This is a genomic window from Streptomyces sp. NPDC051173 (genome assembly GCF_040689515.1).
Classification (GTDB): Bacteria; Actinomycetota; Actinomycetes; order Streptomycetales; family Streptomycetaceae; genus Streptomyces.
Genome location: NZ_JBFBBD010000029.1, coordinates 21,687 through 45,603 on the forward strand (window position 1 = coordinate 21,687; position 23,917 = coordinate 45,603).

The 23,917-nt window shown below is 72.3% G+C and carries 22 protein-coding genes, 1 tRNA gene, 1 other RNA gene, 2 pseudogenes and 1 riboswitch; of the genes and pseudogenes, 11 read left to right on the forward strand and 15 right to left on the reverse strand.

What is annotated here, in order from left to right; all coding sequences use genetic code 11:
- Position 1: 1 nt before the first annotated feature.
- The 5 genes from AB0435_RS17460 to ffs all read right to left on the reverse strand — a co-directional run bounded on the left by AB0435_RS17460 (position 2) and on the right by ffs (position 4,334).
- Positions 2-658, reverse strand: a complete 657-nt coding sequence (locus AB0435_RS17460) for a DUF5063 domain-containing protein (protein WP_366427341.1) — start codon at positions 656-658, stop codon at positions 2-4.
- A complete protein-coding gene (gene recR, locus AB0435_RS17465; RefSeq protein WP_336410574.1) occupies positions 651-1,250 on the reverse strand; it encodes a recombination mediator RecR in 600 nt (199 codons plus the stop codon). The genes AB0435_RS17460 and recR overlap by 8 nt, the downstream gene beginning before the upstream one ends.
- Before the next feature lie 96 nt (positions 1,251-1,346).
- On the reverse strand, positions 1,347-1,703 hold the full coding sequence (locus tag AB0435_RS17470) for a YbaB/EbfC family nucleoid-associated protein (protein WP_366427342.1): 357 nt from the start codon (positions 1,701-1,703) through the stop codon (positions 1,347-1,349).
- A gap of 186 nt (positions 1,704-1,889) precedes the next feature.
- Positions 1,890-4,160: a DNA polymerase III subunit gamma and tau gene (locus AB0435_RS17475; RefSeq protein WP_366427343.1), complete on the reverse strand. Its 2,271-nt coding sequence runs from the start codon at positions 4,158-4,160 to the stop codon at positions 1,890-1,892.
- A 79-nt stretch (positions 4,161-4,239) separates the two neighbouring features.
- Positions 4,240-4,334, reverse strand: an RNA gene (gene ffs, locus AB0435_RS17480) — signal recognition particle sRNA small type.
- A 110-nt stretch (positions 4,335-4,444) separates the two neighbouring features.
- Here ffs and AB0435_RS17485 point away from each other — a divergent pair.
- The 4 genes from AB0435_RS17485 (at position 4,445) to AB0435_RS17500 (ending at position 6,902) form a co-directional block, all read left to right on the forward strand.
- Positions 4,445-4,529, forward strand: a tRNA-Ser gene (locus AB0435_RS17485).
- A gap of 186 nt (positions 4,530-4,715) precedes the next feature.
- Positions 4,716-4,886: a 50S ribosomal protein L32 gene (rpmF, locus tag AB0435_RS17490; protein WP_366004773.1), complete on the forward strand. Its 171-nt coding sequence runs from the start codon at positions 4,716-4,718 to the stop codon at positions 4,884-4,886.
- A gap of 5 nt (positions 4,887-4,891) precedes the next feature.
- Positions 4,892-6,070: a GTP-binding protein gene (locus AB0435_RS17495; RefSeq protein ID WP_366004771.1), complete on the forward strand. Its 1,179-nt coding sequence runs from the start codon at positions 4,892-4,894 to the stop codon at positions 6,068-6,070.
- Between the two features lie 532 nt (positions 6,071-6,602).
- Positions 6,603-6,902, forward strand: coding sequence for a hypothetical protein (locus AB0435_RS17500; RefSeq protein ID WP_366427344.1), 300 nt, complete (start codon positions 6,603-6,605; stop codon positions 6,900-6,902).
- A 3-nt stretch (positions 6,903-6,905) separates the two neighbouring features.
- Here the strand turns inward: AB0435_RS17500 and AB0435_RS17505 are convergent, their stop codons facing one another.
- The 5 genes and pseudogenes from AB0435_RS17505 to AB0435_RS17525 form a co-directional block, all read right to left on the reverse strand.
- The gene (locus AB0435_RS17505) at positions 6,906-7,370 is read right to left on the reverse strand and encodes a Fur family transcriptional regulator (protein WP_366427345.1); all 465 of its coding nucleotides are present in this window, start codon (positions 7,368-7,370) and stop codon (positions 6,906-6,908) included.
- 24 nt (positions 7,371-7,394) lie between these two features.
- Complete coding sequence (locus AB0435_RS17510; protein WP_366427346.1) at positions 7,395-8,237, reverse strand: metal ABC transporter permease; 843 nt, start codon at positions 8,235-8,237, stop codon at positions 7,395-7,397.
- Positions 8,234-9,118: a metal ABC transporter permease gene (locus AB0435_RS17515; protein WP_366427347.1), complete on the reverse strand. Its 885-nt coding sequence runs from the start codon at positions 9,116-9,118 to the stop codon at positions 8,234-8,236. The genes AB0435_RS17510 and AB0435_RS17515 overlap by 4 nt, the downstream gene beginning before the upstream one ends.
- On the reverse strand, positions 9,105-9,968 hold the full coding sequence (locus AB0435_RS17520) for an ATP-binding cassette domain-containing protein (protein WP_366427348.1): 864 nt from the start codon (positions 9,966-9,968) through the stop codon (positions 9,105-9,107). Before AB0435_RS17520 ends, AB0435_RS17515 begins: the two co-directional genes overlap by 14 nt.
- Before the next feature lie 8 nt (positions 9,969-9,976).
- A pseudogene (locus AB0435_RS17525) lies at positions 9,977-10,432 on the reverse strand (zinc ABC transporter substrate-binding protein); the annotation flags it as partial.
- Between the two features lie 116 nt (positions 10,433-10,548).
- On the opposite strand from AB0435_RS17525, the gene AB0435_RS17530 reads away from it, so the two are divergent.
- From AB0435_RS17530 to AB0435_RS17540, 3 genes and pseudogenes are all read left to right on the forward strand, one after another.
- Complete coding sequence (locus AB0435_RS17530) at positions 10,549-11,040, forward strand: hypothetical protein (RefSeq protein WP_366427349.1); 492 nt, start codon at positions 10,549-10,551, stop codon at positions 11,038-11,040.
- A gap of 160 nt (positions 11,041-11,200) precedes the next feature.
- Positions 11,201-11,778 (forward strand): annotated as a pseudogene (locus tag AB0435_RS17535) (cupin domain-containing protein).
- 90 nt (positions 11,779-11,868) lie between these two features.
- The gene (locus tag AB0435_RS17540) at positions 11,869-12,609 is read left to right on the forward strand and encodes a hypothetical protein (RefSeq protein WP_366427350.1); all 741 of its coding nucleotides are present in this window, start codon (positions 11,869-11,871) and stop codon (positions 12,607-12,609) included.
- A gap of 93 nt (positions 12,610-12,702) precedes the next feature.
- On the opposite strand, the gene AB0435_RS17545 is transcribed toward AB0435_RS17540, so the two are convergent.
- A complete protein-coding gene (locus tag AB0435_RS17545) occupies positions 12,703-13,332 on the reverse strand; it encodes a response regulator transcription factor (protein WP_366004768.1) in 630 nt (209 codons plus the stop codon).
- Positions 13,329-14,537, reverse strand: a complete 1,209-nt coding sequence (locus AB0435_RS17550) for a sensor histidine kinase (RefSeq protein ID WP_366427351.1) — start codon at positions 14,535-14,537, stop codon at positions 13,329-13,331. Before AB0435_RS17550 ends, AB0435_RS17545 begins: the two co-directional genes overlap by 4 nt.
- Before the next feature lie 156 nt (positions 14,538-14,693).
- On the opposite strand from AB0435_RS17550, the gene AB0435_RS17555 reads away from it, so the two are divergent.
- Positions 14,694-15,236, forward strand: coding sequence for a heme-binding protein (locus AB0435_RS17555; RefSeq protein WP_366004766.1), 543 nt, complete (start codon positions 14,694-14,696; stop codon positions 15,234-15,236).
- 80 nt (positions 15,237-15,316) lie between these two features.
- Here the strand turns inward: AB0435_RS17555 and AB0435_RS17560 are convergent, their stop codons facing one another.
- Complete coding sequence (locus AB0435_RS17560; protein WP_366427352.1) at positions 15,317-15,718, reverse strand: hypothetical protein; 402 nt, start codon at positions 15,716-15,718, stop codon at positions 15,317-15,319.
- Positions 15,719-15,975: 257 nt separating this feature from the next.
- Between AB0435_RS17560 and AB0435_RS17565 the strand changes: the two genes are divergently transcribed.
- Complete coding sequence (locus AB0435_RS17565) at positions 15,976-18,345, forward strand: Orn/Lys/Arg decarboxylase N-terminal domain-containing protein (RefSeq protein ID WP_366427353.1); 2,370 nt, start codon at positions 15,976-15,978, stop codon at positions 18,343-18,345.
- 63 nt (positions 18,346-18,408) lie between these two features.
- Here AB0435_RS17565 and AB0435_RS17570 read toward each other — a convergent pair whose 3' ends face one another.
- Positions 18,409-19,065 carry a mechanosensitive ion channel domain-containing protein gene (locus AB0435_RS17570; RefSeq protein ID WP_366004763.1) on the reverse strand — a complete coding sequence of 219 codons (657 nt, stop codon included), beginning with the start codon at positions 19,063-19,065 and terminating at the stop codon, positions 18,409-18,411.
- Positions 19,066-19,246: 181 nt separating this feature from the next.
- Positions 19,247-19,421, forward strand: a riboswitch (M-box (ykoK) riboswitch).
- Between the two features lie 295 nt (positions 19,422-19,716).
- On the opposite strand from AB0435_RS17570, the gene AB0435_RS17575 reads away from it, so the two are divergent.
- Complete coding sequence (locus tag AB0435_RS17575) at positions 19,717-21,360, forward strand: NRAMP family divalent metal transporter (protein ID WP_366004762.1); 1,644 nt, start codon at positions 19,717-19,719, stop codon at positions 21,358-21,360.
- Between the two features lie 21 nt (positions 21,361-21,381).
- Here AB0435_RS17575 and AB0435_RS17580 read toward each other — a convergent pair whose 3' ends face one another.
- A complete protein-coding gene (locus tag AB0435_RS17580; RefSeq protein WP_366004761.1) occupies positions 21,382-21,897 on the reverse strand; it encodes a DUF4232 domain-containing protein in 516 nt (171 codons plus the stop codon).
- A 331-nt stretch (positions 21,898-22,228) separates the two neighbouring features.
- Here AB0435_RS17580 and AB0435_RS17585 point away from each other — a divergent pair, with 331 nt between their 5' ends.
- Positions 22,229-23,860 (forward strand): helix-turn-helix domain-containing protein, encoded by a 1,632-nt coding sequence (locus tag AB0435_RS17585; RefSeq protein ID WP_366427354.1) that lies wholly within the window; start codon positions 22,229-22,231, stop codon positions 23,858-23,860.
- Positions 23,861-23,917: the final 57 nt, after the last annotated feature.

Consider the following 23,917-nt stretch of genomic DNA (forward strand, 5'->3'; position numbering starts at 1 on the left):
CTCAGGCGCGGTGCAGCCCCAGCGGGCCCCCTATCTCCGCCGCCATCACGCGCCCCGCCTCCTCGGCCAGCTGCTCCTCGGTGGCCGCCGCGTCCGTGTCCAGCCCGTCCAGCTCGTCCAGCGGCTGGTCCAGGCGCACATGCGCGACCAGCGACTGCAGCGCCCGGAGAGAGGCGGAGGCCGTCGGACCCCAGTTGGAGAGGTAGGAGAACTGCCACCACCACAGCGCCTCGCTCACGCGGCCGTCGCGGTAGTGGGCCATGCCGTGCCGCAGGTCGGTGATGACGTCGGCGAGGTCGTCGGAGATCCGGCAGCCGACGGGCGCGCTGCGCGGGACGTACGGGTCGAAGACCTCGGAGTAGACGTCCACGGGGTCCAGCAGCCGGGCGAACCGCTCGCGCAGCTCGTCCACGTCCGGCTCCGGGCCGACGTCCGGCTCGTAGCGCTCGTCGGGGAAGAAGTCCTCGTGCGCGCCGAGCCGGCCGCCGGTGAGGAGGAGCTGGGAGACCTCCAGCAGCAGGAAGGGCACGGCGCTGTCCGGCTCGTCACCGCGCGACACCTCGGTCACGGCGACGATGAAGCTCTCGATCGAATCCGCGATCTGGACGGCGAAATCGTCGGGATCGCGCTTGGCGTCATGCAGCGTTGCGTCAGACATCGAGAAGTCGTCTCCCTTCGAAGGCACGCCCGAGCGTGACCTCGTCGGCGTATTCGAGATCGCCACCCACAGGCAGACCACTGGCCAGCCGCGTGACCTTCAAACCCATGGGCTTCACCATGCGCGCGAGGTACGTGGCGGTGGCCTCCCCCTCCAGGTTGGGGTCCGTGGCGAGAATCAGCTCGGTGACGCTGCCGTCCGCGAGCCGCGCGAGCAGCTCACGGATGCGCAGGTCATCGGGGCCGACGCCCTCGATGGGGCTGATGGCCCCGCCGAGCACGTGATAGCGACCGCGGAACTCACGGGTCCGCTCGATCGCGACGACATCCTTGGACTCCTCCACGACACAGATCACCGCGGGGTCGCGGCGCGGGTCCTGACAGACCCGGCACCGCTCCTCCTGGGCGACGTTGCCGCAGACGGCGCAGAAGCGGACCTTCGCCTTGACCTCGGTCAGGGCGTGCGCGAGCCGGCGGACGTCGGCGGGCTCGGCCTGGAGGATGTGGAAGGCGATCCGCTGCGCGCTCTTGGGACCGACACCGGGCAGCCTGCCCAGCTCGTCGATGAGGTCCTGGACCACGCCTTCGTACACGGATCGAACACTCCTTCTGCTTCTGCGGTTGTCGTACGGTCCCGGGCCGGTTCCGAGCCGGCTCCGGAGCGGTTCCGGCTCGGTTTCGGGCCGGTGCTAGAACGGCAGGCCGGGCAGGCCACCGCCCAGACCGGCGGTCAGCGGGCCGAGCTTCTGCTGCTGGAGCTGCTGCGCGGCCGCGTTGGCGTCACGGACGGCGGCGACGACGAGATCGGCGAGCGTCTCGGCGTTCTCCTCGGCGGTCCCGGCCTCGGGGTCCACGGCCTTGGGGTCGATGACCAGGCTCTGGAGCTCACCGGCGCCGGTGACCGTGGCCTTCACGAGACCGCCGCCCGCGGTGCCCTCGACGGGCGTGCGCGCGAGCTCTTCCTGGGCCGCGGCGAGGTCCTGCTGCATTTTCTGGGCCTGCTGGAGCAGCTGCTGCATGTTGGGCTGGCCACCACCGGGGATCACGGTTTCGCTCCTGGCTGTCGACGTCAAACCTTCGGTAGCCCGAGCCTACGTGTTCGCCGTCGGCTGCGCCCTATGGTCTACGGCAGCGCATCCTGTTCGATCCGCTGCTTGACCGCGGGCGGGGCGTGAGCGGGCCTGCCGCGCGCCCCCGGGGCCGGAACCACGGGGGCGCCGCGCCGCCCGTACCTACTCGTTGGCGATCTCCTCGATCACCGTCGCGCCCAGCTCGCGGACGATCAGATCGTGGCCGGTCAGCGCGGAGTCGACCAGATCCGGGTCGTCCTCCTCCGGCATGTCGTCCTCCGGCGCGACCGGCGGGGGCTCCGGCTCCCGGTGGACCGGTGCCGCGGGGGGCGGGCCCTGGCGCTGCTCCTGCGCGGGCGGCGCCGTGGGGGCCTGCGGGGGCCGCGCCGCGAAGCTCGGCGCCGCCGGGGGCGCGGGCGCGGGCGCGCCCTGGCCGCCGCCGGAACCGTGCGTACCCGCGTAATTCACGACCGGAGCGCCCCCGCCCCCGCCACCGCCGGGCGAGACGACGAGCTCGACCTTCCACTGCACGTTGAGCGCGTCGGTGATCGCCTGCCGCAGGACCTCTTCACTGCCGCTGTTGGCGAAGCTGTCCCGCGCGCCGGCGTTCGCGAAGCCGATCTGGAGGGTGGTGCCGTCGAAGCCGACGACGTCCGCGTTCTGGCTGAGCACGATCCACGTGAAACGGCGGCGGTTCTTGACCGCCTCCAGGATCTGCGGCCACATCTGCCGCACCTGGCTCGCGTCCCCGGAGGGCTGCGCCTGCGGGGCGGCCTGCTGCGGGCCGCCGTACGACGCCGGGGCGGGCGCGGCGGCCCCCTGACCGGGCGCGGCGGCGGACGGCCACGCGCCGGCGGCGGGCTGCGCGCCGCCGCTTCCCTGGCCGGGAGCGGCGGCCGAGGGCCAGGCGCCCGCGGCCCGCGCGGCGGGGGCCGGAGCCGTCTGCTGCTGAGGCGCGGAACCGGGCGCGGCCGCGGAGGGCCAGGCTCCGGCCGGTGCGCTCGGCTGAGCGGCGGTGGGGGCGGGCTGGGCGGGGGCCGGGGCCGCGGGCGGGGCGACGGGTGGGGCTGCGGCCGGGGCTACGGCTGGGGGAGCCGCAGGGGGCACGGTCGCCACAGGGGTCGCGGGGGCCGCGGGGGCCACAGGAGCGCCTCCGGAGACGGCCGCGCGCGCGGCCGCGGGCCCGGAGAGCCCCGGGACGGGCGCCCCGCCGTGGGCCTCGGGCCCGGGGACGTACCCCGCGGGGGCGCCCCCGCCCGTGAAGCCGCCAGCGAGCGCCCCGCGCTCCAGCTTGTCGAGCCGGGCCCGCACCGAGCGCTCGTCCTCGTACGCCGCGGGGAGCAGCACGCGCGCGCAGATCAGCTCCAGCTGGAGCCGCGGCGAGGTCGCGCCGCGCATCTCCGTCAGACCCTCGTTGACCAGGTCGGCGGCGCGGCTGAGCTCCGCGGCGCCGAAGACGGAGGCCTGCGCCTGCATGCGCTCCACGACATCCGCCGGGGCGTCGATGAGCCCCTTCTCGGTGGCATCGGGCACCGCGGCGAGGATCACCAGGTCACGCAGCCGCTCCAGCAGGTCGGCGACGAAGCGGCGGGGGTCGTTGCCCCCCTCGACGACGCGGTCGACGACCTCGAACGCCGCGGCGCCGTCGCCCGCGGCGAAGGCGTCGATGACGGAGTCGAGCAGCGAGCCCTCCGTATAACCGAGGAGGGACGTCGCCATGGCGTATGTCACACCGTCCTCGGCGGCGCCGGCGAGGAGCTGGTCCATCACGGACATCGAGTCACGCACGGACCCCGCACCCGCCCGGACGACCAGCGGCAGCACGCCGTCCTCGACGGGGATCTCCTCCCGGCCGCACACCTCGCCGAGATACTCGCGCAGCGTGCCCGGGGGCACGAGGCGGAACGGATAGTGGTGCGTACGCGACCGGATCGTCCCGATGACCTTCTCGGGCTCCGTGGTCGCGAAGATGAACTTCAGGTGCTCCGGAGGCTCCTCCACCACCTTCAGCAGGGCGTTGAAGCCCGCCGAGGTGACCATGTGGGCCTCGTCGATGATGTAGATCTTGTACCGGCTGGAGGCGGGGCCGAAGAACGCCTTCTCCCGCAGCTCACGGGCGTCGTCCACACCACCGTGGGAGGCGGCGTCGATCTCGATCACGTCGATCGAGCCTCTGCCGTTGCGTGCGAGGTCCTGACAGGACTGGCACTCACCGCAGGGCGTGGGCGTGGGGCCCTGCTCGCAGTTCAGACAGCGGGCGAGGATGCGCGCGCTGGTCGTCTTGCCACAGCCGCGCGGCCCGCTGAACAGATATGCGTGATTGACCCTGTTGTTCCGCAGCGCCTGCTGCAACGGGGTGGTGACATGCTCCTGCCCGATGACCTCGGCGAAGGACTCGGGGCGGTAGCGGCGGTATAGCGCGAGGGACGACACACCCACGACGATATCGGGCCCCACTGACAAGTGGTCTCGATCACAGGGACCGCCCGCCCCGGACAGGCCCCCGGGAAACGCAAGGGCCCCCCACGCACCCGCCAGAGCCCACTTACCCTTGCTGCCTTCCGGCCCTGGGGGAGTTCGGTGAGTTAGCGCCACGTGAGGGGCTTGCCCCCAGCCTAGCCGATCCCCACCCCTGCTCGTGCCCCCTCCCCCACCTCACCCCCACCTCGGCAGAACGTGTTCGCGAGCACCCCTCCACGTCTTGTATTGTTTGCGGCGGAGGATTCGCCTAGAGGCCTAGGGCGCACGCTTGGAAAGCGTGTTGGGGGCAACCCCTCACGAGTTCGAATCTCGTATCCTCCGCACAGTGCCTCACCGGGCACTTCAGAAGACCCCGACCGGGAAACCGGCCGGGGTCTTCTGCGTTCGTGGTTGCAGTTTTGGTTGCAGTTGCCGTCAGCAGCCGCCCAAAGCCCCTCCCCTTCTTGGTAACGGTTTCCGTTTTCATGTAGCGTGACGGCACGCACCGACGACGGAGGTCCCGTTCCCATGGCCGTGCCCAAGCGGAAGATGTCCCGCTCCAACACCCGCCACCGCCGCGCCCAGTGGAAGGCGAGCACTCCCCGGTTGGTCCCGATCACCGTGGACGGCACCGTGCATCTGGTGCCGCAGCGCCTGGTCAAGGCGTACGAGCGCGGGCTGCTGCACCCGGAGGGCTGACGGCCATGACTGATCACCGACTCCCGGTGACCGTCCTCTCCGGCTTCCTGGGGGCGGGTAAGACGACCCTGCTCAACCACGTCCTCGCCAATCGCGACGGGCTGCGCGTCGCCGTGATCGTCAACGACATGAGCGAGATCAACATCGACGCCGCGCTGGTGCGGGGCGGAGAGGGCGCGTTGTCGCGGACCGAGGAGCGCCTGGTCGAGATGACCAACGGCTGCATCTGCTGCACCCTGCGGGACGATCTCCTGGAGGAAGTGGACCGGCTGGCCCGCGAAGGCCGCTTCGACCACCTGCTCATCGAGTCGAGCGGAATCTCCGAACCGATGCCCGTCGCCGCCACCTTCGCCTTCCCCCGGGACGACGGTGCGACGCTCGGCGACCTCGCCCGGCTCGACACCATGGTCACCGTCGTCGACGCCGCGAATTTCCTCCCCGGACTCTCGGGCGGCGACGGCCTGGCGGAGCGCGGCCTCGACCAGTACGAGGACGACGAGCGGACGGTGAGCGACCTCCTCATGGACCAGGTCGAGTTCGCCGACGTCATCGTGGTCAACAAGCTCGACCTGGTCACCGAGGCGGATGCCGACCGGCTGCGGGCAGCGCTCACCCGCCTCAATCCGGCCGCCCGCGTCGTGCCGGCCGAGCACGGCCGGGTGGACCCGTCGGCGATCCTCGGCACCGGCCTCTTCGACCTGGACCGCGCCCAGCAGGCACCCGGCTGGGTCAGGGAACTCAACGGCGACCACACCCCCGAGACCGAGGAGTACGGCATTTCCTCGACGGTCTTCCGCGCCGGACGGGCCTTCCATCCCGAGCGGCTGTGGGCGTTCGTCACCGAAGGACTCGACTCCGGGGCCTACGGCCACGTCCTGCGTTCCAAGGGATTCTTCCGGCTGGCCGGGCGGGACCGGGTGACGGGGTTGTGGTCGCAGGCCGGAGCCGTGGCCCGCTTCGAGCCCGCCGGCACCCGCGAGGACGACGGACCGGAGGGCCAGGAGCTCGCCTTCATCGGTACGGAGTTGCGTCCGGAGGCGCTGCACCGGGCGTTGACCGACTGTCTCGTACGGCCGGAGGAGTCAGGGATGTCATGGTCCGATCCCTTCCCCGCCTGGGACGTCCACGGTCTGGACGACGCCGCATGCGAGCGCGATCACGGGCCGCAGGCAGTCCACGCCTGAGCGCTCAGAGACGAAGCCGGATGTCAGCCGTCCCGCCGGGGTCGATCCGACGGGACGGCACTCGGCGAACGGGTGCCGGTATCTGTCTCGTTGTGGCCCCTCGGCACAGCGGGCGGTGCCCGCTAACCGCCGCACTGGCACGGGCCGCCGGACTGGCATCCGCAGGCGCAGCCAGGACCGCAGGTGCAGCCCGCACTGCATGTCGGAGCCGGCGTGTGAACGGTCACGGTCATCACTCCTTCTTCGATTGCGCAACCTTCCATCCGAGCGAACTCCCGGCCGGTTCCTGACCGCAAGGGGGCGGACGCGGATAGTGACCGCGAGAAGAGAGGACCAGCCCCCTCTCGCCGGATTCACGTCGGCGGACCGCGCCGAGACGGCGGCCCCTTGATGCCCGAGTCGTCTTCTGCGGCGCGGAGCGTTTCCGGCCGACCTCCGACGACTTTCGTGAATCCCCGGCGCGGTCGACACTGGAAGAGCAGGCTCTCCCGTCGGAAGGATCCGATCACGGGGGAGCAAGGAAGGCTTCGCCATGCTGACCAGCACTCACACTTCTCACGCACCCCACACCCATCAGCACGGTGTGGGGTGCGGCCACGTCGCCGTACCGCACAGCGACCACGTCGACTACGTCCACGACGGGCACCTGCACCGCGTCCACGAGGACCACACCGACGAGTGCGAGCAGGCCGGCCACACCGTGCACCAGGACCACACCCACCAGCACCGGCCGGGCTGCGGGCACGTCGCCGTGCCGCACGGCGACCACGTGGACTACGTCCACGACGGACACCGTCACGCCCAGCACGACGGACACTGGGACGACCACTGACCTTCAGGGTCCCTGTGCCTGATCTGCCGTCTGATCCGCTTTTCGATCGCAGTCCGGGCAGACGCCGGAGAGCTCGACGGCGTGCCGGACGTCGGCGAATCCCGAGGTCCGGGCGATCCGGGCCGCCCATCTCTCCACAGGGCCGGATTCGACGGGCAGGCTGAGTCCGCACTCGGTGCAGATCAGGTAGTGGCGGTGGTCGGGGCCGGGGCGGTGGCGGAAGAGCCGCTCGCCGTCGGCTGCGCGGACGACGTCCGCGCGGCCGGCCTCGACCAGCGCGGTCAGAGTGCGGTAGACCGTGGAGAGGCCGACGGGCGAGCCGTCGGCCACCAGCCGCCTGTGCAGGGCCTGGGCGCTGATGAAGCCCTCCACCACGACAAGGGCTCCCAGCACCATGGCGCGCTGCTGTGTGGCGCGGCCGATCAGCGCGACATCGTGCTCAGTGGCCTGCGGTCGGTCGTCTGTCATCGCGGTGCCTCCTCCGCCCGAGCCTCAGCGATTACGCGGAACAGGGCGCCGTATGAGGAAGGTGGCGGCGTAGACGGCGGTGGCAGTGGCCATGATGGCGAAGCTCGGCGGCATTCGCGGCACCGCGTACGAGGCGAACAATCCCGCCCACATCTCCGTCACCCCCAGGCCCACGGAGAGGGCGAGCGCCCGGTACGGGCGGTCGGTCAGCCGGATCGCGGCCCCGGCGGGGGCGGCGAGCAGGCCGAGCAGCAGCAGGGAGCCGACCGCCTGGGTGGCCTCGGCGGCGCTGGCCCCGGCCACGGCGAGGAAGCCGTAACCGAGCAGCCGTACCGGGACACCACGGGCCGCGGCCACGGCTTCGTCCACCGTGGCGAACAGCAGCGGGCGGGCAGCGATCAGCATCACCAGGCAGACAACCGCGGCCAGCAGCGCGGAAGTCGCCGCGTGAGCCTCGGAGATGCCGAAGACCGAGCCGAACAGGACGCTGACGCCCGCGGTGCCGTCGGCCGTGCTGCGGGAAGTGGTGTACAGGGTGACGAAGAACGCGCCCAGGCCGAGCACCCAGGAGAAGACGCTCCCTATGACGACGTCGTCCGGGCGGGCCCGGCGGCCGAGCGTGCCGAAGAGCAGCGCGACGGCGATGGTCGCGGCGAACAGCCCCAGCCGCAGGTCGTAGCCGATGGCGAGGGCGGCCATGGCGCCGGTGAACGCGACGTGGCTGAGCGCGTCCGCGGTGAAGACCTGAGCGCGCAGCACGAGGAAGTAGCCGACCATGCCGCACGCGGCCGCGATCAACGTGCCCGCGAGGACGGCGTGTTGGAAGAACGGCTGGGACAGCGGCGAAGCCGCCGACAGGACGGTCATCCGGCGACCTCCCCGACCGGCCGGCCCGGCAGGGCCGCGCGCAGCACGCGCAGCCCCAGGGCGATGACGTATCCGGCAAAGGCGAACGAGGTCACGAAGAACCCCAGCGGATAAGGCGAGTAGTACGCGGCGATCAGCCCCGCCCAGGTGGCCGTGAGGGCCAGCACCACGGCCAGCAGCAGACTCGCCGCCGGACGGGCGGTGAGGGTCTGCGCGGTGGCGGCGGGTATCACCATCAGAGCGAAGACCAGCAGCGCCCCCGTGATCTGGCTCGCCTCGGCGGTCGCCGCCCCGAGCAGCACGAGGAACGCGACGGACAGCGCCCGCACCGGGACGCCGCGCCCGGCGGCCACCTGCGGGTCGACGGAGGCGAACAGCAGCGGCCGGCCGATGAGCGCCAGCGCCGCGAGCACGGCGATGCCCACGCCGAGCAGGACGGTCACCTGGGTGGCGGTGATGCCGAGGAACGTGCCGAAGAGGATCGTCTGCGGTCCCTCCAGCAGTCCCTTGTAGAGGGCGGTGAAGAGGTACCCGCAGGCGAGGAGGAAGGCCTGCACGGTTCCGGTCAGCGCGGACTCCTCACGGTCGCCGCTGCCGCGCAGGGCCGCGATGACCAGGGCGGCGGCGAGGCAGAGCGTGAAGTAGCCGGAGACCGCGCCGACTCCGAGGAACACGGCCCCGGCGGCTCCCGGGAACGCCACGACGGAGACGGTGTGCGCGGCGAACGTCTGGCGCCGCAGCACCACGAACCACCCGACGACCGCGGAGACCACGGCCACGATCGCGCCCGCGCGGAAGGCGTTGACCATGAACGGGTACGACCACATCTGCCGGACGTCACCCACGAGGTTCCACGACCGGAGCGGGTCAGCCGGCACCATGGCCGCCCCCGGTGGACTCGGGCCGCCCGACCACGACCAGCCGCCCGTCGGACGCCCGCAACACCTCGACCGGCGCGCCGTACAGTCCCGTCAGGGTTCCGGAAGTGATCACTTCCTGTGGGGCACCGGCGACGGAACCGCCCTCGGCGAGGTACACGACCTGGTCGAGGTGGTGCAGTATCGGATTCACGTCGTGGGCCACCATCACCACGGCCACGCCCTCCTGGTGGCAGATGCGTCCGATCAACGCGGCCACCCCTCCTTGGTGGGAGAGGTCGAGGCTGTCCAACGGCTCGTCCAGCAGGAGCAGTAGCGGTCGGCGGACGAGGGCCTGGGCGATGAGGAGCCGCTGCTGTTCACCGCCGGAGCACTGTCCGATGGGCCGATGCGCGTAGGCGGCGGCACCCACCAACTCGACGACCTCGGCGACGCGTTCGCGGGCGGCCCGGCGGCGCGGGCCGGGAAGGGGCAGCGGCACGCCCCAGCGATCGCCGTCCAGTCCCAGGCGGACCACGTCGATGCCACGGATCCGCATCGAGGCGTCGAAGCTGCGGCGCTGCGGAAGACAGCCGACGCGGCGGCCGGCCTGACCGGGACGGGTCCCCAGGACGCGCACCTCGCCCGAGGCGAGGGGCTGCGCCCCGAGCACCGCCTTGACCAAGGTGGACTTGCCGACGCCGTTCGGGCCCAGGACGGCAGTGAACTCCCCTGCTCCGACAGTGAGGTTCACCCCCGACCACAGGGTTCGGCCGCCCACACGCACGGCGGCGTCGCGCAGCTCAAGCACGGGTTCGGGTGCCCGCCGAGGGACGGGGAGCAGGGCCTCGGCGGCCCGGACTGCCGGGTCCATGGCCCTGATCATCGCCCGGTGGCCTTGGCCAGAGCCTCTTCGATGCCCTGGAGCTGGGTGGTCTGCCACTGCTGGAAGGTGGCGTCGGCGGGGGCCAGGGTCTCGGTGACGGTGGCGACGGGGATGCCCGCGTCCGTGGCCTCCTTGACCTGGGCCTGCACGTCCGGGGTGGAGTTCTGGGAGTTGTAGACGTAGACCTTGATCTGCTTGTTCTTGATCTGGTCGTCGATGGTGGCCTTGTCCTTGGCCGTGGGGTCGGTGCCCTCGCTCATCGCGTCGAGGAAGGTCTCGGGGGTGAGCATCTTCAGCCCGAGCCCCTCGGAGAGCGGGGTGACGATGGACTCCGAGGCGCCGATCGGGGTGCCCGCGTACTTGCTCTTCATCTCCGATATGAGCTTGGCGTACGGCGCCAGGTCCTTGGTCTCGTAGGCGGTCTTCCGCTGGTCGAAGTAGGCGGCGTCGGCGGGGTCGGCCTTCGTTCACCGCCTGTAACACTGGCGGCGTCTGTCCGCACTCGGCAGATCAGAGACCCCCATCCACTCCGGACACATGGATCCGGCAGTTCACCGGGAGTTCCCCCTTGCCTCGATTCGCCTGGCTGCGTCGGCACGCCAACGTGGTGCTCGCCGCTCTCACCATGGGGGCGGCCTGCACGCTGGCGACCTCCACCCCCGCAAGCTCAGTCCCAACCGCTCAAATCGCTCCACAGATCTGGAAGTTCAGCAACGCACACGCGGCGCAGTCCGGGGTGGCAACGGTCCACGATGAGGATTCGGGCGCGGTCGTCGGCGCGGTGAACCGGCAGTGCGGTCCCCACGCCTCCTCCTCGGCGACGGGCACCGCTGCGGACAAGGCTGTGTGCACCGACGTCCTGGTCTGGAACGCGGGAAGCGTTACGGGGCTTCAGATCGTCCTTGTCGGGGCCGTTCCGAAGGCCGACGGCAAGACCAAGTACGTCGAGGCGATCACGGGCGGTGCGAACGGCTACGAAGGAGCCGTCGGGATGGCGAGCATGACCCCCATCAGCGCGTCCGAGTACACCGTCGTCTTCACCGCTCAAGGCCGTGGCTGAGTCTTTCCCGAGCGGCACCACACTGACAGAGTGACACCGCGGGCCCGTCCGGACTTCCCGCACGGGCCCGCGGGCCTGCCGCACCGTCCCCCTGCCCCTCGCCGTCACCGGGCCGCCCACCTCGCCAAGGCCGGCACCCCGCCCCGAAAGGTTCCGCCCGATGACGCTGCTCACCGCCCCCGACGGCTTGATCGTGCCCCCGGGGCAGGGGCGCACCCTGGTATCCGCGGCGCAGCAGGTGACCTTCAAGGTCACCGGCGAGCACTCGCGAGCGGCCTCCAACTTCGAGGTTCTCGTCACCCGGGATTCGACGTCGGCGCCCATCTGCACACCCGCAGCGAGGAGTTCTGCTACGTCCTCGAGGGCGAGCTCGACGTCCTGGCCTTCGAGCCACGCACGCGTACCCGCCACAACTGGCGGGACTGGGCGTCGCCCACGGGGAAGCAGTACGTCCGTGCCACCGCCGGCACCGCGATCATCGTCCCGCCGGGCTGCCCGCGCGCGTTCGCCAACCCCACCGGAGAGCCCACCAGAATGCTCCTCCAGGCATCGCCGCCGCCCGACCACGAGGGCTATTTCGAAGAACTCTTCGAGATCCTCAACTCCGGGCCGCACATCGACCGGGCGGCGATCGCCGAACTGCGCCGTCGCTACGACATCGAGCAGAAGCGCGCGCACGAACAGGCTCGAAACAGCCCGCGCCCACGGCTCACGCCCCAGATGTCAGCCGGGTGTTAGTGAAACGGCAGTCTCGCGATAGCGGGCCCGTTCAGGGTGGGTGACGTACCGAGGAGAGAACAGCACCAACTGCCCCCGGGGGGATCCGAAATGAGCTCCAGCATCACTGCCCGCACCACTCGTCGCCGCACCCTGCGCGTCGCCGCCGCGACTCTGGTCGCGGCCGCCGCCCTCACCCTGACCGCCTGCTCCGGCTCGGCCGACGCCGGCGCGAAGCCCGCGGCGGGCCGCGCGGACACGAGCGTGGCCGCCACCGAGGCCGGCGGCACGGGCCCCACCGCCGGAGCCGGAGCGCAGGGCTCCGGTGCCAGGACGGGCTCCGAGGCCAAGACGAACACCGGTGACAAGGCCGGCAACAAAGCGAGCACTGCGAGCAAACAGTCCGGCAGCGCGCACCCCGGTACGGCCAAGGCGGCGTCCCCGGTCCACACCGAGCCCCTGCCGGACGGCAGCAAGGCCGAGATACACGAGCTCGGTGCCCAGCACTACCTCGCCAAGATCGTCCACCAGGGTTCGGTCCTGGCCACATTGGAGGCGAACGAGCACGACGCCGGGCTCGACGCCAACGACATGTTCGTCGTGCTCACGCCGGACGGCCGGATCCACTCCTGGATGGGCGGCGGCCACAACGGACCGGGCACCTTCGAGCTCGCGGGCGGCTGGACGGCCAAGGTGACGAAGACCGGCGAGCTCCGGTACCGCGCGGAGATCATCGGCAAGGAGGGTTCCGTGGACGGCACGCTGGAGGCGAACGAGCACGACGCCGGGCTCGACGCCAACGGCGTGTACATCGTGCTCAGCGCCGGCGGTGTGATCAGCGCCCATCTGTGAGCCCGGCGCTCAGGAAGGCCGTCTGTGACCCCGGCGCTGAGGAAATCCATCCGTGAGCCCGGCGCTCAGAAGACCCATCCGTGGGCCCGGCGCTCAGGAAAGCAGCCTCTGTTCCTTGGCCACCGCCACCGCGCCCGCTCTCGTCTCCACGCCCAACTTCTCGTAGATCCGGCCCAGATGCGTCTTGACCGTGGCCTGGCTGATGAACAGCGCGCGGGCGATGTCGCGGTTCCCGAGGCCCTGTGCCAGGTGGGCGAGGATGTCGAGTTCGCGGGGGGTCAGGGCGGGGCGGGCGGCGCCGCGCATCTGGTTCATGACGCGGCTGGCCACGGGCGGGGACAGCGTGCTGCGGCCCTGGGCCGCGGCACGGATCGCCGCGAAGAGCTCCTCGGGGCGCTCGGCCTTCAGCAGATAGCCGGTGGCGCCCGCGGCGATGGCACGGGCGATGTCGGCGTCCGTGTCGTAGGTGGTGAGGACGAGCACGTGGACGCCGGTGGCCGAGATGCGGCGGGTGGCCTCCACGCCGTCGATGCCGGGGCCGAGCTGGAGGTCCATCAGCACCACGTCCGGCCGGAGGCGCGCGGCCATGGCCACCGCCTCCTCACCGGTGCCCGCCTCCCCCGCCACCTCGATGTCGGGTTCGCTGCCTAGCAGGGCGAGCAGCCCGGCGCGTACCACCGCGTGGTCGTCACAGAGCAGGATACGGACGGCGGTTCCGGTCATGACGGGACGTCCAGGGGGATCGCGGCGGACAGGACCGTGCCCTCGCCCGGGGCCGATTCGACGGTCAGGGTGCCGCCGAGCGTACGGGCCCGGGCGCGCATCGCGGGCAGCCCGTGCCCCCGCGTGCCCGGTGCGGGCTCGGCCACGGACCGTACGTCGAAGCCGGTGCCGTCGTCGGCGACGTCGAGGACCACTTGGTCGTCCAGACAGGTGAGGGTGAGCGTGGCCGTCGTGGCGCCCGCGTGCTCCCGTACGTTCGCCAGCGCGCCCTGGGCGATGCGCAGCAGCGCGGAAGCGACACGTCCGGGCAGCGGGACGGCCGGCGTCCCCTCGACGTGGCAGCGCACCGCGAGGCCGCCGGACTCCGTCGACTCCCGCGCGGCCAGGGCCTGCAGGGCCTGTTCCAGGGTGTCGCCGCCGGCGAGGTCGGCGGGGGCGAGGTCGTGGACGAACCGGCGGGCCTCGGCCAGGTTCCGCTCGGCGATGGAGGCGGCCGTGCGGACGTGCTGGAGCGCGGTCCCGGGCTCGGCCGTCCACACCCGGTCGGCCGCCTGGAGCAGCATCCGCTGGCTGGACAGGCCCTGGGCGAGGGTGTCGTGGATCTCCATCGACAGGCGTTGGCGTTCGGCGAGGGTGCCTTCGCGGCGCTCGGTGGCAGCGAGTTCGCGCCGGGTGCGGATCAGGTCGTCGATCAGCTCCCGCTGGCGGTCGGCCTGGCGTTGCATGTGGACGAAGACGGCGGCCGCGATCGCCGCCACGGCGGGCGGGGCGAGGACCAGGTTCGGGTCGAAGCGGCCCGTCGAGAGCTTCAGCTGGGCGGCGACCACGAAGGCCGTGAGCACGGCGACGAGGGCGAGCGCCGCGCGCGGGGGCAGGGTGCGCAGCCCGGTGAAGAACAGCGGCACCGCGCACCAGGCGAAGCTCGGCGCGAGGACCACCAGCACCATCCAGACGACGACCACGGCCCCCAGCCAGCCGAGCCGGCGCGGCGCGGGGGACGCGAGCGGTGGGGGGCCGAGCGCGTAGAGCAGGGCGAGACCGGCGGACAGCCCGATGATCCACGGGGTGTGCGGCTCGCCGGGGTGCCGCGTCAGGAACCGCACCAGCGAGGCGCCGAGCAGCAGGAAGAACGCCGCGCGCATGACGACCGCGAGCCACCGCTCCCCGGGGGCGGTGGCCTCGGCCGTCGGCCCTTCGCGTCGCATCCGACCCTCCTCGACCTGCGCATACTCCCCCATCCTCACCCGGCGGAGCCCCCCTCGCATCAACCGATCGGCTGACACGGGGGTCCGCCGTCACGCTCGGGACGAGCAGCCGCCGGGCCGAAGCGCCGGACCCGTTCCCGGCCGGAGGATCGAGTCATGACCAACGCCAAGAAGCTCCTCGCCGCCACCGCGGCCGTCCTCGCCGTCGGAACGATCGGCTCCGTCGCCGCCAGTGCCGCGGGTCCCGCGGCCGGGTCCAGGACCCCGGTCAAGGCCGACGCCGCCGACCGCGACCTCGTCGGGTCGACGCACCTGACGATCGCCGCCGCCACCAAGGCGGCCCAGGCCAGCCTCGACGCCGCCGCCAAGGAGGGCCAGAAGGTCTCCGTCGCGGTCGTCGACCGCGACGGCAACACCATGGTGATGCTCCGCGGCGACGGGGCGGGCCCGCAGTCGTACGCCTCCGCCGAGAAGAAGGCGTTCACCGCCGTCTCCTGGAACGCGCCCACCTCGGCCCTGGTGGGCCGCCTCTCCCAGACCCCGAACCTCAAGGACATTCCCGGCACCCTGTTCCTGCCCGGCGGTGCCCCGGTCCAGGCGAAGGGTGCCCCCGTCGCGGCCGTCGGCGTGGCCGGCGCCCCGAGCGGCGACCTCGACGAGAAGTTCGCCCAGGCGGGGGTGGGGGCGCTGGGGAAGTAGCCGGCGAGCGCGTGCGGGGGCGGGCAGCGGGAAGGGCCGGGTGCACCCCGGCCCTTACCTTTACTTCCCGGCCCCTCCCGTTACTTCACCTCCACCCGCACCTTCCACGGCGTGACGACGAGCGGGCAGAGGTGGCCCTGGTCCGCGCGGCAGTGCCGCTGGGCGCTGAGGGCGGCGATGCCGTTCTTCACCGCGCGGAAGCGCGCGGTGGCGTCGCCCCTCGGGGTCGTGCCGCCCGCGGTCCGGCGGAGCACGGCGGAATCGCTCGCCGGAACGCTCCAGGAGAAGGTGAGCCCGTGCTCGCGGTAGCCGGTGAGGGTGACCTCGACGTCGTCACCCTTGTGCGCGGACACGGTCCGGCCGTTGTCCGCGTTGGTGAGCGTGACGCGCTCGGCCCGTACGGGCTGGGTGGCCGCGGACACCGGCGCGCAGACGGCCAGCGCCGTCAGTGCCAGTGCCGCGCTCAGGGGGACAGCCTTCATGAACACTCCCGACGAAGACAAGCAAGAAGGACGGAGACAAGGAAGACAAGAAGGGCGAGGGCAGGAAGACGGAAGACAGCGGAAGTACGCCATGCTTCCGGGCGGTTCGCCCTGTCAGTGACGAGAGCGCCCCGAAACCACTCCTTCGGGTCGCCGGTCGGAGTGGATTCCCGCCCCGGCCGGTGTCGTCGCGACCGGCGGCCCGTTGTTCCTACGGCGAATTACGGCGATACGGCGCGGCGCGCGGAGGAACAGCCATGGCAGACGGAACGGTCCTGTTCGCGGTACGGGAGTTGCCGGAGGGCGGAGGTGCCGGGGCCGAGCAGTTGCGCAGGATCCGGCGGGAGTTGGAGGCCCGCGGGTTCGAGGTGCGCTGGGCCGGTACGAGCGACGACGCCCAGGCGGTGCTGCGCACCGAGGCGGGCCTGGCCGCCGCCGTCGTGGACTGGGACCTTCCGGGGCAGGGCGAGGGCGACGGCGGGACGGGCGGCGGCGACGTGCTGCGCCGTACCGGGCGGCGCTTCCAGGATCTGCCGGTCTTCCTGGTCACGGCAGGCGAGGACCTCGACAATCTGCCGCTGTGGGTCGCCGAGACGGTGATCGGCTACATCTGGCCGCTGGAGGACACGGCACCCTTCATCGCCGGCCGGATCGCGAGCGCGGCCCGCGGCTATCAGGAGGGCCTGCTGCCGCCGTTCTTCAAGGCGCTGCGCCGCTTCGACGACGCGCACGAGTACTCCTGGCACACCCCGGCCCACTCCGGCGGCGTCGCCTTCCTCAAGTCCCCGGTCGGCCGGGCGTTCCACGACTACTTCGGGGAGCGGCTGCTGCGCAGCGACCTGTCGATCTCCGTCGAGGAGCTCGGCTCGCTGTTCGAGCACACCGGTCCGGTCGGCGACGCCGAGCGCAACGCGGCCCGCATCTTCGGCGCCGAGCGCACGTACTTCGTCCTGCACGGCGACTCGACCTGCGACCGCATGGTCGGCCACTTCAGCGTGACCCGGGACGAGATCGCGCTGGTGGACCGCAACTGCCACAAGTCGGTGCTGCACGGGCTCGTGCTCTCCGGCGCCCGGCCGGTCTATCTCGTCCCCACCCGCAACGGCTACGGCCTGGCGGGCCCCCTGCCGCCCGCGGGGACCGAGGCGGGCGCGGTCGCCGACCGGATCGCCCGCAACCCGCTGACCCTGGGCGCGGTGTCGCCGGAGGCGCAGTACGCGGTGCTCACCAACTCCACGTACGACGGCCTGTGTTACGACGCCGTCCAGGTGGCGCGGGCCTTCGCGCCCAGCACGCCCCGGCTGCACTTCGACGAGGCGTGGTTCGCGTACGCCCGCTTCCACCCGCTCTACGCCGGGCGCTACGGCATGGCGGTGGGCCCCGACACCTTCCCCGGGCCCGAGCGCCCCACCGTCTTCTCCACCCAGTCCACGCACAAGCTGCTGGCCGCGCTGTCGCAGAGCGCCATGGTGCACGTGAAGCCCGCGCCGCGCGCGCCGGTCGAACACGACCGGTTCAACGAGGCGTTCATGATGCACGGCACCACCTCGCCGCTGTATCCGATGATCGCGTCGCTGGACGTGGCCGCCGCGATGATGGACGGGCCGCAGGGCCGCTGGCTGATCGACGAGGCGGTGACCGAGGCGGTCCGCTTCCGGCAGACCGTCGTGCGCGTCGGCCGGCGCGTCGCGGCCGCCGGTGACCGGCCGGCCTGGTTCTTCGGCGTCTGGCAGCCGGAGACGGTGACGGACCCGGCCACCGGCGACCGGGTGCCGTTCGCCGACGCCCCCGCCGAGCTGCTGCGCACCGAACCGGCCTGCTGGCAGCTGGAACCCGGCGCCGACTGGCACGGCTTCCCCGGCCTGGCCGAGGGCTACTGCCTGCTCGACCCCGTCAAGGTCACCCTCACCTGCCCCGGCATCGACGCCACCGGGCGGATGGGCGACTGGGGCATCCCCGCCCGCGTCCTCACCGCCTATCTGGCCACCCGGAACATCGTGGTGGAGAAGACCGACAGCTACACCACGCTCATCCTCTTCTCCATGGGGATCACCAAGGGCAAGTGGGGCACGCTGATGGACGCGTTGATGGACTTCAAGGCGCTCCACGACGAGGACGTACCGCTGCAACGCGTGCTGCCCGAGCTGGTCGCCGCGTACCCGCAGCGCTACTCCGCGGGGACGCTGCGCGGGCTGTGCCAGGAGATGCACGGCCATCTGCGGGAGGCCCGCCTGGTCGAGCTGCTCGACACCGCCTTCCAGGACCTGCCCGAGCCGGTCACCCCGCCGCAGCACTGCTACCAGCGCCTCATCCGCGGCGGCACCGAGCGCGTACGGCTGGCCGACGCCGCGGACCGGGTGGCCGCCGCGATGGTCACCGTCACCCCGCCCGGCATCCCGGTCCTGATGCCCGGTGAGAACACCGGCGCGCCGGACGGGCCCCTGCTGCGCTATCTGACGGCGCTGGAGTCCTTCGACCGGCGCTTCCCCGGCTTCCGCAGCGAGACGCACGGCGTCACCCTCGACCAGGACAGCGGCGACTACCTCATCGAGTGCGTACGCCGCATCCCGGCGCAGCAGGCCGGGGACGGGGACGAGGCACGGCAGGAGGCGCCGGCGCGCTCCTGAGGACACGTGGACCGGGCGGGGTCACGGACTCCGCCCGGTCGACGCCCTCAGACCGTCAGGCCGTCACGCCGCCGTCGACTCGCGGTGGGGCGGCCCGATGGCCGCGCCTAGTACGGCGTTGTTGGGGATGAGCGTCCGGCCGTCGTCGGTGCGCAGTTCGACGAACAGCAGGGTCATGTCGGCGACTTCGCCCTCGATGCGGCCGCCGAGCGGGCCCGACTGCACGCTGATCCGCTCGCCGATCGTGAAGGGGTGCGCGACCATCAGCACCAGGCCCGCGAAGATGTTGCCCAGCACCGGCTGGGCGGCGATGCCCAGCAGCACACCGGTCAGCGCACCGCCCAGCAGCAGCTTCCCCCACGGCACCCTGAGGAGGCTCAGGGCGCCCAGGATCACCAGCGCGTAGCCGGACAGCAGGCATATCACCCGCAGTGCGGCGGAGCGGTTGTCGCTGATCCGGCCGGTGAGCAGCTTCACCAGGTCGTCCGTCGCGCCGCGGACCGCGATCAGGGCGCCCACCAGGAAGACCCCCGCGCTGACGCCGGCGATCACCCGGGAGGTCAGCGACTGGTGGCTGCCGGGGCTGCCCAGCAGTCCGCCGAAGGTGAGCGACACGACGAGCCCGCCGACGGCGAGCGAGGTGATGACGACGGCCCGCCGCGTACGGATCACCCCGCGCCAGTGCAGCCGGTGCCCGACGGCGACGGGGTCTGCGGTCATGCTGTCGTGGTCCACCGATGAGCCCCTTGTGGTGCGGATGTCGCGCAGCAGACTACCCACGGTCCCGGGGCACCGAATGCGGCGCTCCGCCCGGCGCCGGATCCCGCCCAGGTCAAGCCTTGGCCAAACGGTTGCGCGGTTGCGCAAGTAAGGGTCTATGCTTCTGGAGGTTCGAAATCAGAAGGCACCTCGTTCGGTGAGGCGTCTGTACGGACACAGGCCACTGACCCCACGACGTCGAGAGACGCCCAGGGTCAGGACAGGTCTCCCCGAATTAAGGGGTGACCCCAAGTGGCTTCCCCACCGAAGGGGATCACGCCGTGCAGTGCCAAAGCTCTGACGAGTTGGGGTGAACCGGGGCATGCCCGGTCCGCTCCTTGCCGAGTCGTCGACGCGCCGCGCGTCCCGGCCGGAAGGAGGCGAGAGACATGGATTGCAGTTGCAGTAGTCCGGGCCATAGTCGCCCCTCTTTCCGCATGCCCTCGCCCTTCTCCGGCACACGGTAACCACCTTCCCCGCGGGCACGACCGCGCCACCGCCCTCACCCGCCCGGCCCCCGGCCGACCCGGGTCGCAGTGCTGCGCGCCCGTGGGTGGAGCGTGTCCGCGCGCCACCGACTCCTCGCCTGCCCAGGCGTCCGGGAGGCTCCCCATGACCGACCTGATCACCGACACCGAGATCCCGGCGCCCCGCAGCGCGGTGCTGGACGACGCCCACCTCGGCGACATCCGCGGCGCCCTCGGCACCATCAAGCAGGACGACCACGGCGAACGCCGGGGCCTGTCCGCCAAGTTGAAGACGCTCCTCGCCATCGTCGGCCCCGGGCTGATCGTGATGGTCGGCGACAACGACGCGGGGGCCTTCGCGACGTACGGCCAGGCGGGCCAGAACTACGGCACCAGCCTGCTGTGGACGCTCCTCCTGCTGATCCCCGTGCTCTATGTGAACCAGGAGATGGTCCTGCGGCTGGGCGCGGTGACCGGGGTCGGGCACGCCCGGCTCATCCTGGAGCGGTTCGGGAAGTTCTGGGGCGCGTTCTCCGTCATAGACCTGTTCCTGCTCAACGCGCTGACGCTCGTCACCGAGTTCATCGGGATCACCCTGGCGACCGGCTATCTCGGGCTTCCCAAGGTGGCCTCGGTGATCCTGGCCGCCGCGATCATCATCGCCTCGGCGTTCACGGGGTCCTTCCGCCGCTTCGAGCGGGTCGCCATCGCCCTGTGCGCGGGCAGCCTGCTGCTCGTCCCCGTCTACTTCCTGGTCCACCCCAAGTCCTCGCGGATGGCACACGACTTCGTCGTCCCCGTCATCCCCGGCGGCTCCGGCGAGCTGGCCACCGTCATGCTGCTGATCATCGGCATAGTCGGCACGACCGTGGCGCCCTGGCAGCTGTTCTTCCAGCAGTCGTACGTCATCGACAAGCGCATCACCCCGCGCTTCATGAAGTACGAGAAGGCCGACCTCTGGCTCGGCATCGGCGTCGTCGTGATCGGCGCCGCCGCCATGATGGGCATCGCCTCCGCGGCCTTCGCCGGCACCGGCCGCTTCGGCGACTTCACGGACGCCGGGGGCCTGGCCACCGGCATCGAGGCGCACGCCGGGAAGCTCGCCGGAGTGCTCTTCGCGATCGCCCTGCTGGACGCCTCCATCATCGGCGCGTTCGCGGTCTCGCTGTCCACCGCCTACGCCATCGGCGACGTCCTCGGCATGAAGCACTCGCTGCACCGCGGCATCAAGGGCGCCAAGGGCTTCTACGCGGTCTACGCCGGGCTGGTCGCCGCGGCCGCCGCCATCGTGCTGATCCCCGGCTCCCCGCTGGGCCTGCTCACCGAGGGCGTCCAGACCCTCGCCGGGGTGCTGCTCCCGTCCGCCTCGGTCTTCCTGCTGCTGCTCTGCAACGACAAGCAGGTCCTGGGGCCGTGGACCAACGGTCCCAAGACCAACGCCTTCACCGCGGCGGTCGTCGGTGTCCTGGTGACCCTCTCGGTCATCCTGACCGCTTCCGTCCTGTTCCCCGACATCACCGCCGGCGCGATCCTCGACATCATGGCCGCCTGCGGCGTCGCGGGAGTGCTCGCCGCCGGCTACGCCTTCACCCGGCGGCGCACCGGGACGAAGGAGGACCCCATCGACCGCACCGGCAGGGACACCTGGCGGATGCCCCCGCTGGAGACCCTCGCCCGCCCGGTCATGGCCACCGGCCGCAAGATCGGCATGGGGGCGCTGCGGGCGTACCTCCTGGCGGCGATGGTCCTGGTCGTCATCAAGCTCGTCCGGGTCGCACTCGGACAGTGAGCCCGGCCTCCCGACGGGAGGTCACCACACCAGCGCGTCCGCCGCGTTCGACTGCCAGTACGTGACCGCCGCCGAGTCGTCGATCCACGTGCCCTCGGGCAGGGAGAGCGTGGCGGACCCGTCCGCGGAGCCGTCGGCGTCGGCGAGGAAGACCTCCAGCTCGGCGGCCGTACGGCCGTGCGCGCCGCTGCCGTCGCCGGCCGAGAGGCCGATGCCCGCGTACGCGGACCCGCCCGGTGCCAGGGTCACCACGGCCTGCGGCCGGCTGTCCTCGACGACCTGGGTCGCGGCCTGGTCCTCGTCGAAGCGCAGGTAGGGGTAGGCGTAGGCGTTGCAGGCCGTGCGGCCGGTGTTGGTGACGGTCAGCAGGTCGTGGTTGATCGGCCGGCTGACCGTCCGCACCGACACCTTGGTGTTCCCCGCGGTGCAGGCGGCGGTGACCGCGCCCGACGACGGAGCGGCCTGGCCCGGGGTGGCCGTCAGGGCGACGGCCGCGGCGGCGAGCACGGCGGAGGCGGTGAGGCTGAGGTTACGCATGGTGGTCTCCCGATGGATGTGGTGACGTGGAACGTCAGATGAGGCCGACAAGAAGCGCGAGCGTGGTGGTGGCGGACGCGCAGAGCACGACCAGGGCCACGACATCCGCGGCTTCCAGGCGGAGGCGGATCCTGGTCCGCACGGCGACTCCTGTCCGACGGCGCGGCCCGGCCGTCCGCCGGGCGCCGCTTCCGTGTCCACAGCCTGTGATCCGTTCCGTCCCGGCGGCAAGGCCCGGCGGGGCTTCAGGGACGCTGGAACGGCTGCGTATAGGCTGAGCTGGGGAGAATCCGCGCCCTGGAACGCGGTCCTGGGACGGGGAATTGCCGGTATGACCGATGGGATACGAGAGTTCGCAGCCCGGCTCAGTGAGCTGAAGGAGCGCTCGGGCCACAGCTACAGCACCCTGGGCAAACGGCTGCACATGAGCACGTCCACGGTGCATCGCTATTGCAACGGTGCCGCCGTGCCCACCGAGTACGCGCCCGTCGAGCGCTTCGCCCGGCTCTGCGGGGCGTCGCCGGAGGAGCTCGTCGACCTGCACCGCCGCTGGATCCTGGCGGACGACGCGCGGCGCCGGAAGGCGCAGGGAGCGGGCGCCGGGACCCCGGCCGAGCCCGACAGCACGCCGGAGCCGGCCCGTACGCCCCGGCCGGCGACGCCGGCTTCGGCCGAGTCCGCCGACGCGGTCGAAGCCGGGGACCCCGAACCCACCGGCCCGGCCGGAACCGCGAGCCCGGACCGGACCCCGGCCGGAACCGCGCACACGCCGCCGCTCCCGGTCGGCGCCGAGCCCGACGGTCCTACGGAGCCCGCCCGTTCGACGGAGTCCGCGCCTCCGGCCGCCGTCGCGGCCGGGCCCACCAGCACCACGGACCCCGAACCCGCCGGCCCGGCCGCCGGCCCCGCGAGCCCGGACCGGGTCCCGGCCCGCCCCGCGCCTACGGACGAGCCCAGGGCCACCGCTCCCGCCACCACTCCCGCCACCGCCCCGGCCCGGAGCACCGGCGGAGCCCCCCGCTCCCGCCGTCGTCTCGCGCTCATAGCCGCCGCGGTCGCCGTGCTCGTACCCACCGCCGTCGTCGCCGGCTACGCGGCCACCAACTCTCCGCCCGCGCACCGCGCCGGGACGAACGCGACAGCGGCCGGCCCTGACGCCGATGCCACGCACCGCGCGTCCGGGCGCGCGCCCGCCCCCTCCGGCAGCCCGTCGCCCGGCGGCACCGCGCCTTCCGCCCGTCCGGACGCCTCCCCGAGCCCGGACGGCGGCACGACCGCGGCGCCGCGGGAGGAGACGGAGCCCGACGGCGAACGGTCCGCGGAGCCGGCCGGCGCGCCCCTGTCCGTCGACGTCCGCCCGTACGTCCTGCCGGACCACTGCGACCAGCTGTACGTGTCCGGCCGCCTGCCCGCCCAGGTCCCCGAGCCCCCCGCCGGGGACGACGCGCGCGACTGGGCGACCGCGCTGCGGGCCGTGCCGGGCGGCCAGATACGCATCGAGGTGGCCGTGCAGGGGAAGACCGGCGAGGCGGTCGTCCTGCGCGCGCTGCACGTACGCGTGGTGAAGCGGGCGGCGCCGCTCGCGTGGAACGCCTATGTGATGGGCGACGGCTGCGGCAGCGGGATCGCCCCGTCCCACTTCGACGTCGACCTCGACCGCGGCCGGCCGGAAGCCCGGGCCGTGGCCGGCAAGCAGGGCGACATCACGATCCCCGCGACCGACTTCCCCTACCGGACGAGCTCGACGGACCCCCAGGTGCTGGACGTCCGCGCCCACACCGGCGACCAGGACATCACGTGGTATCTGGAGCTGGAGTGGAGCAGCGGCGACCGGCGCGGGACGCTGCGGGTCGACGACCGGGGGCAGCCGTTCCGTACGAGCGCGGTCAAGACCCGCCCGCAGTACACGTACCGGTACGACACGAAGGCGTGGGATCTGCTGCCGGACTACTCGCGGCGGTGACGGCGGGTCCTGTCCGCACGGCCGGGGGCGCCGGCCGTGCGGAGCTCGGGACCGGTG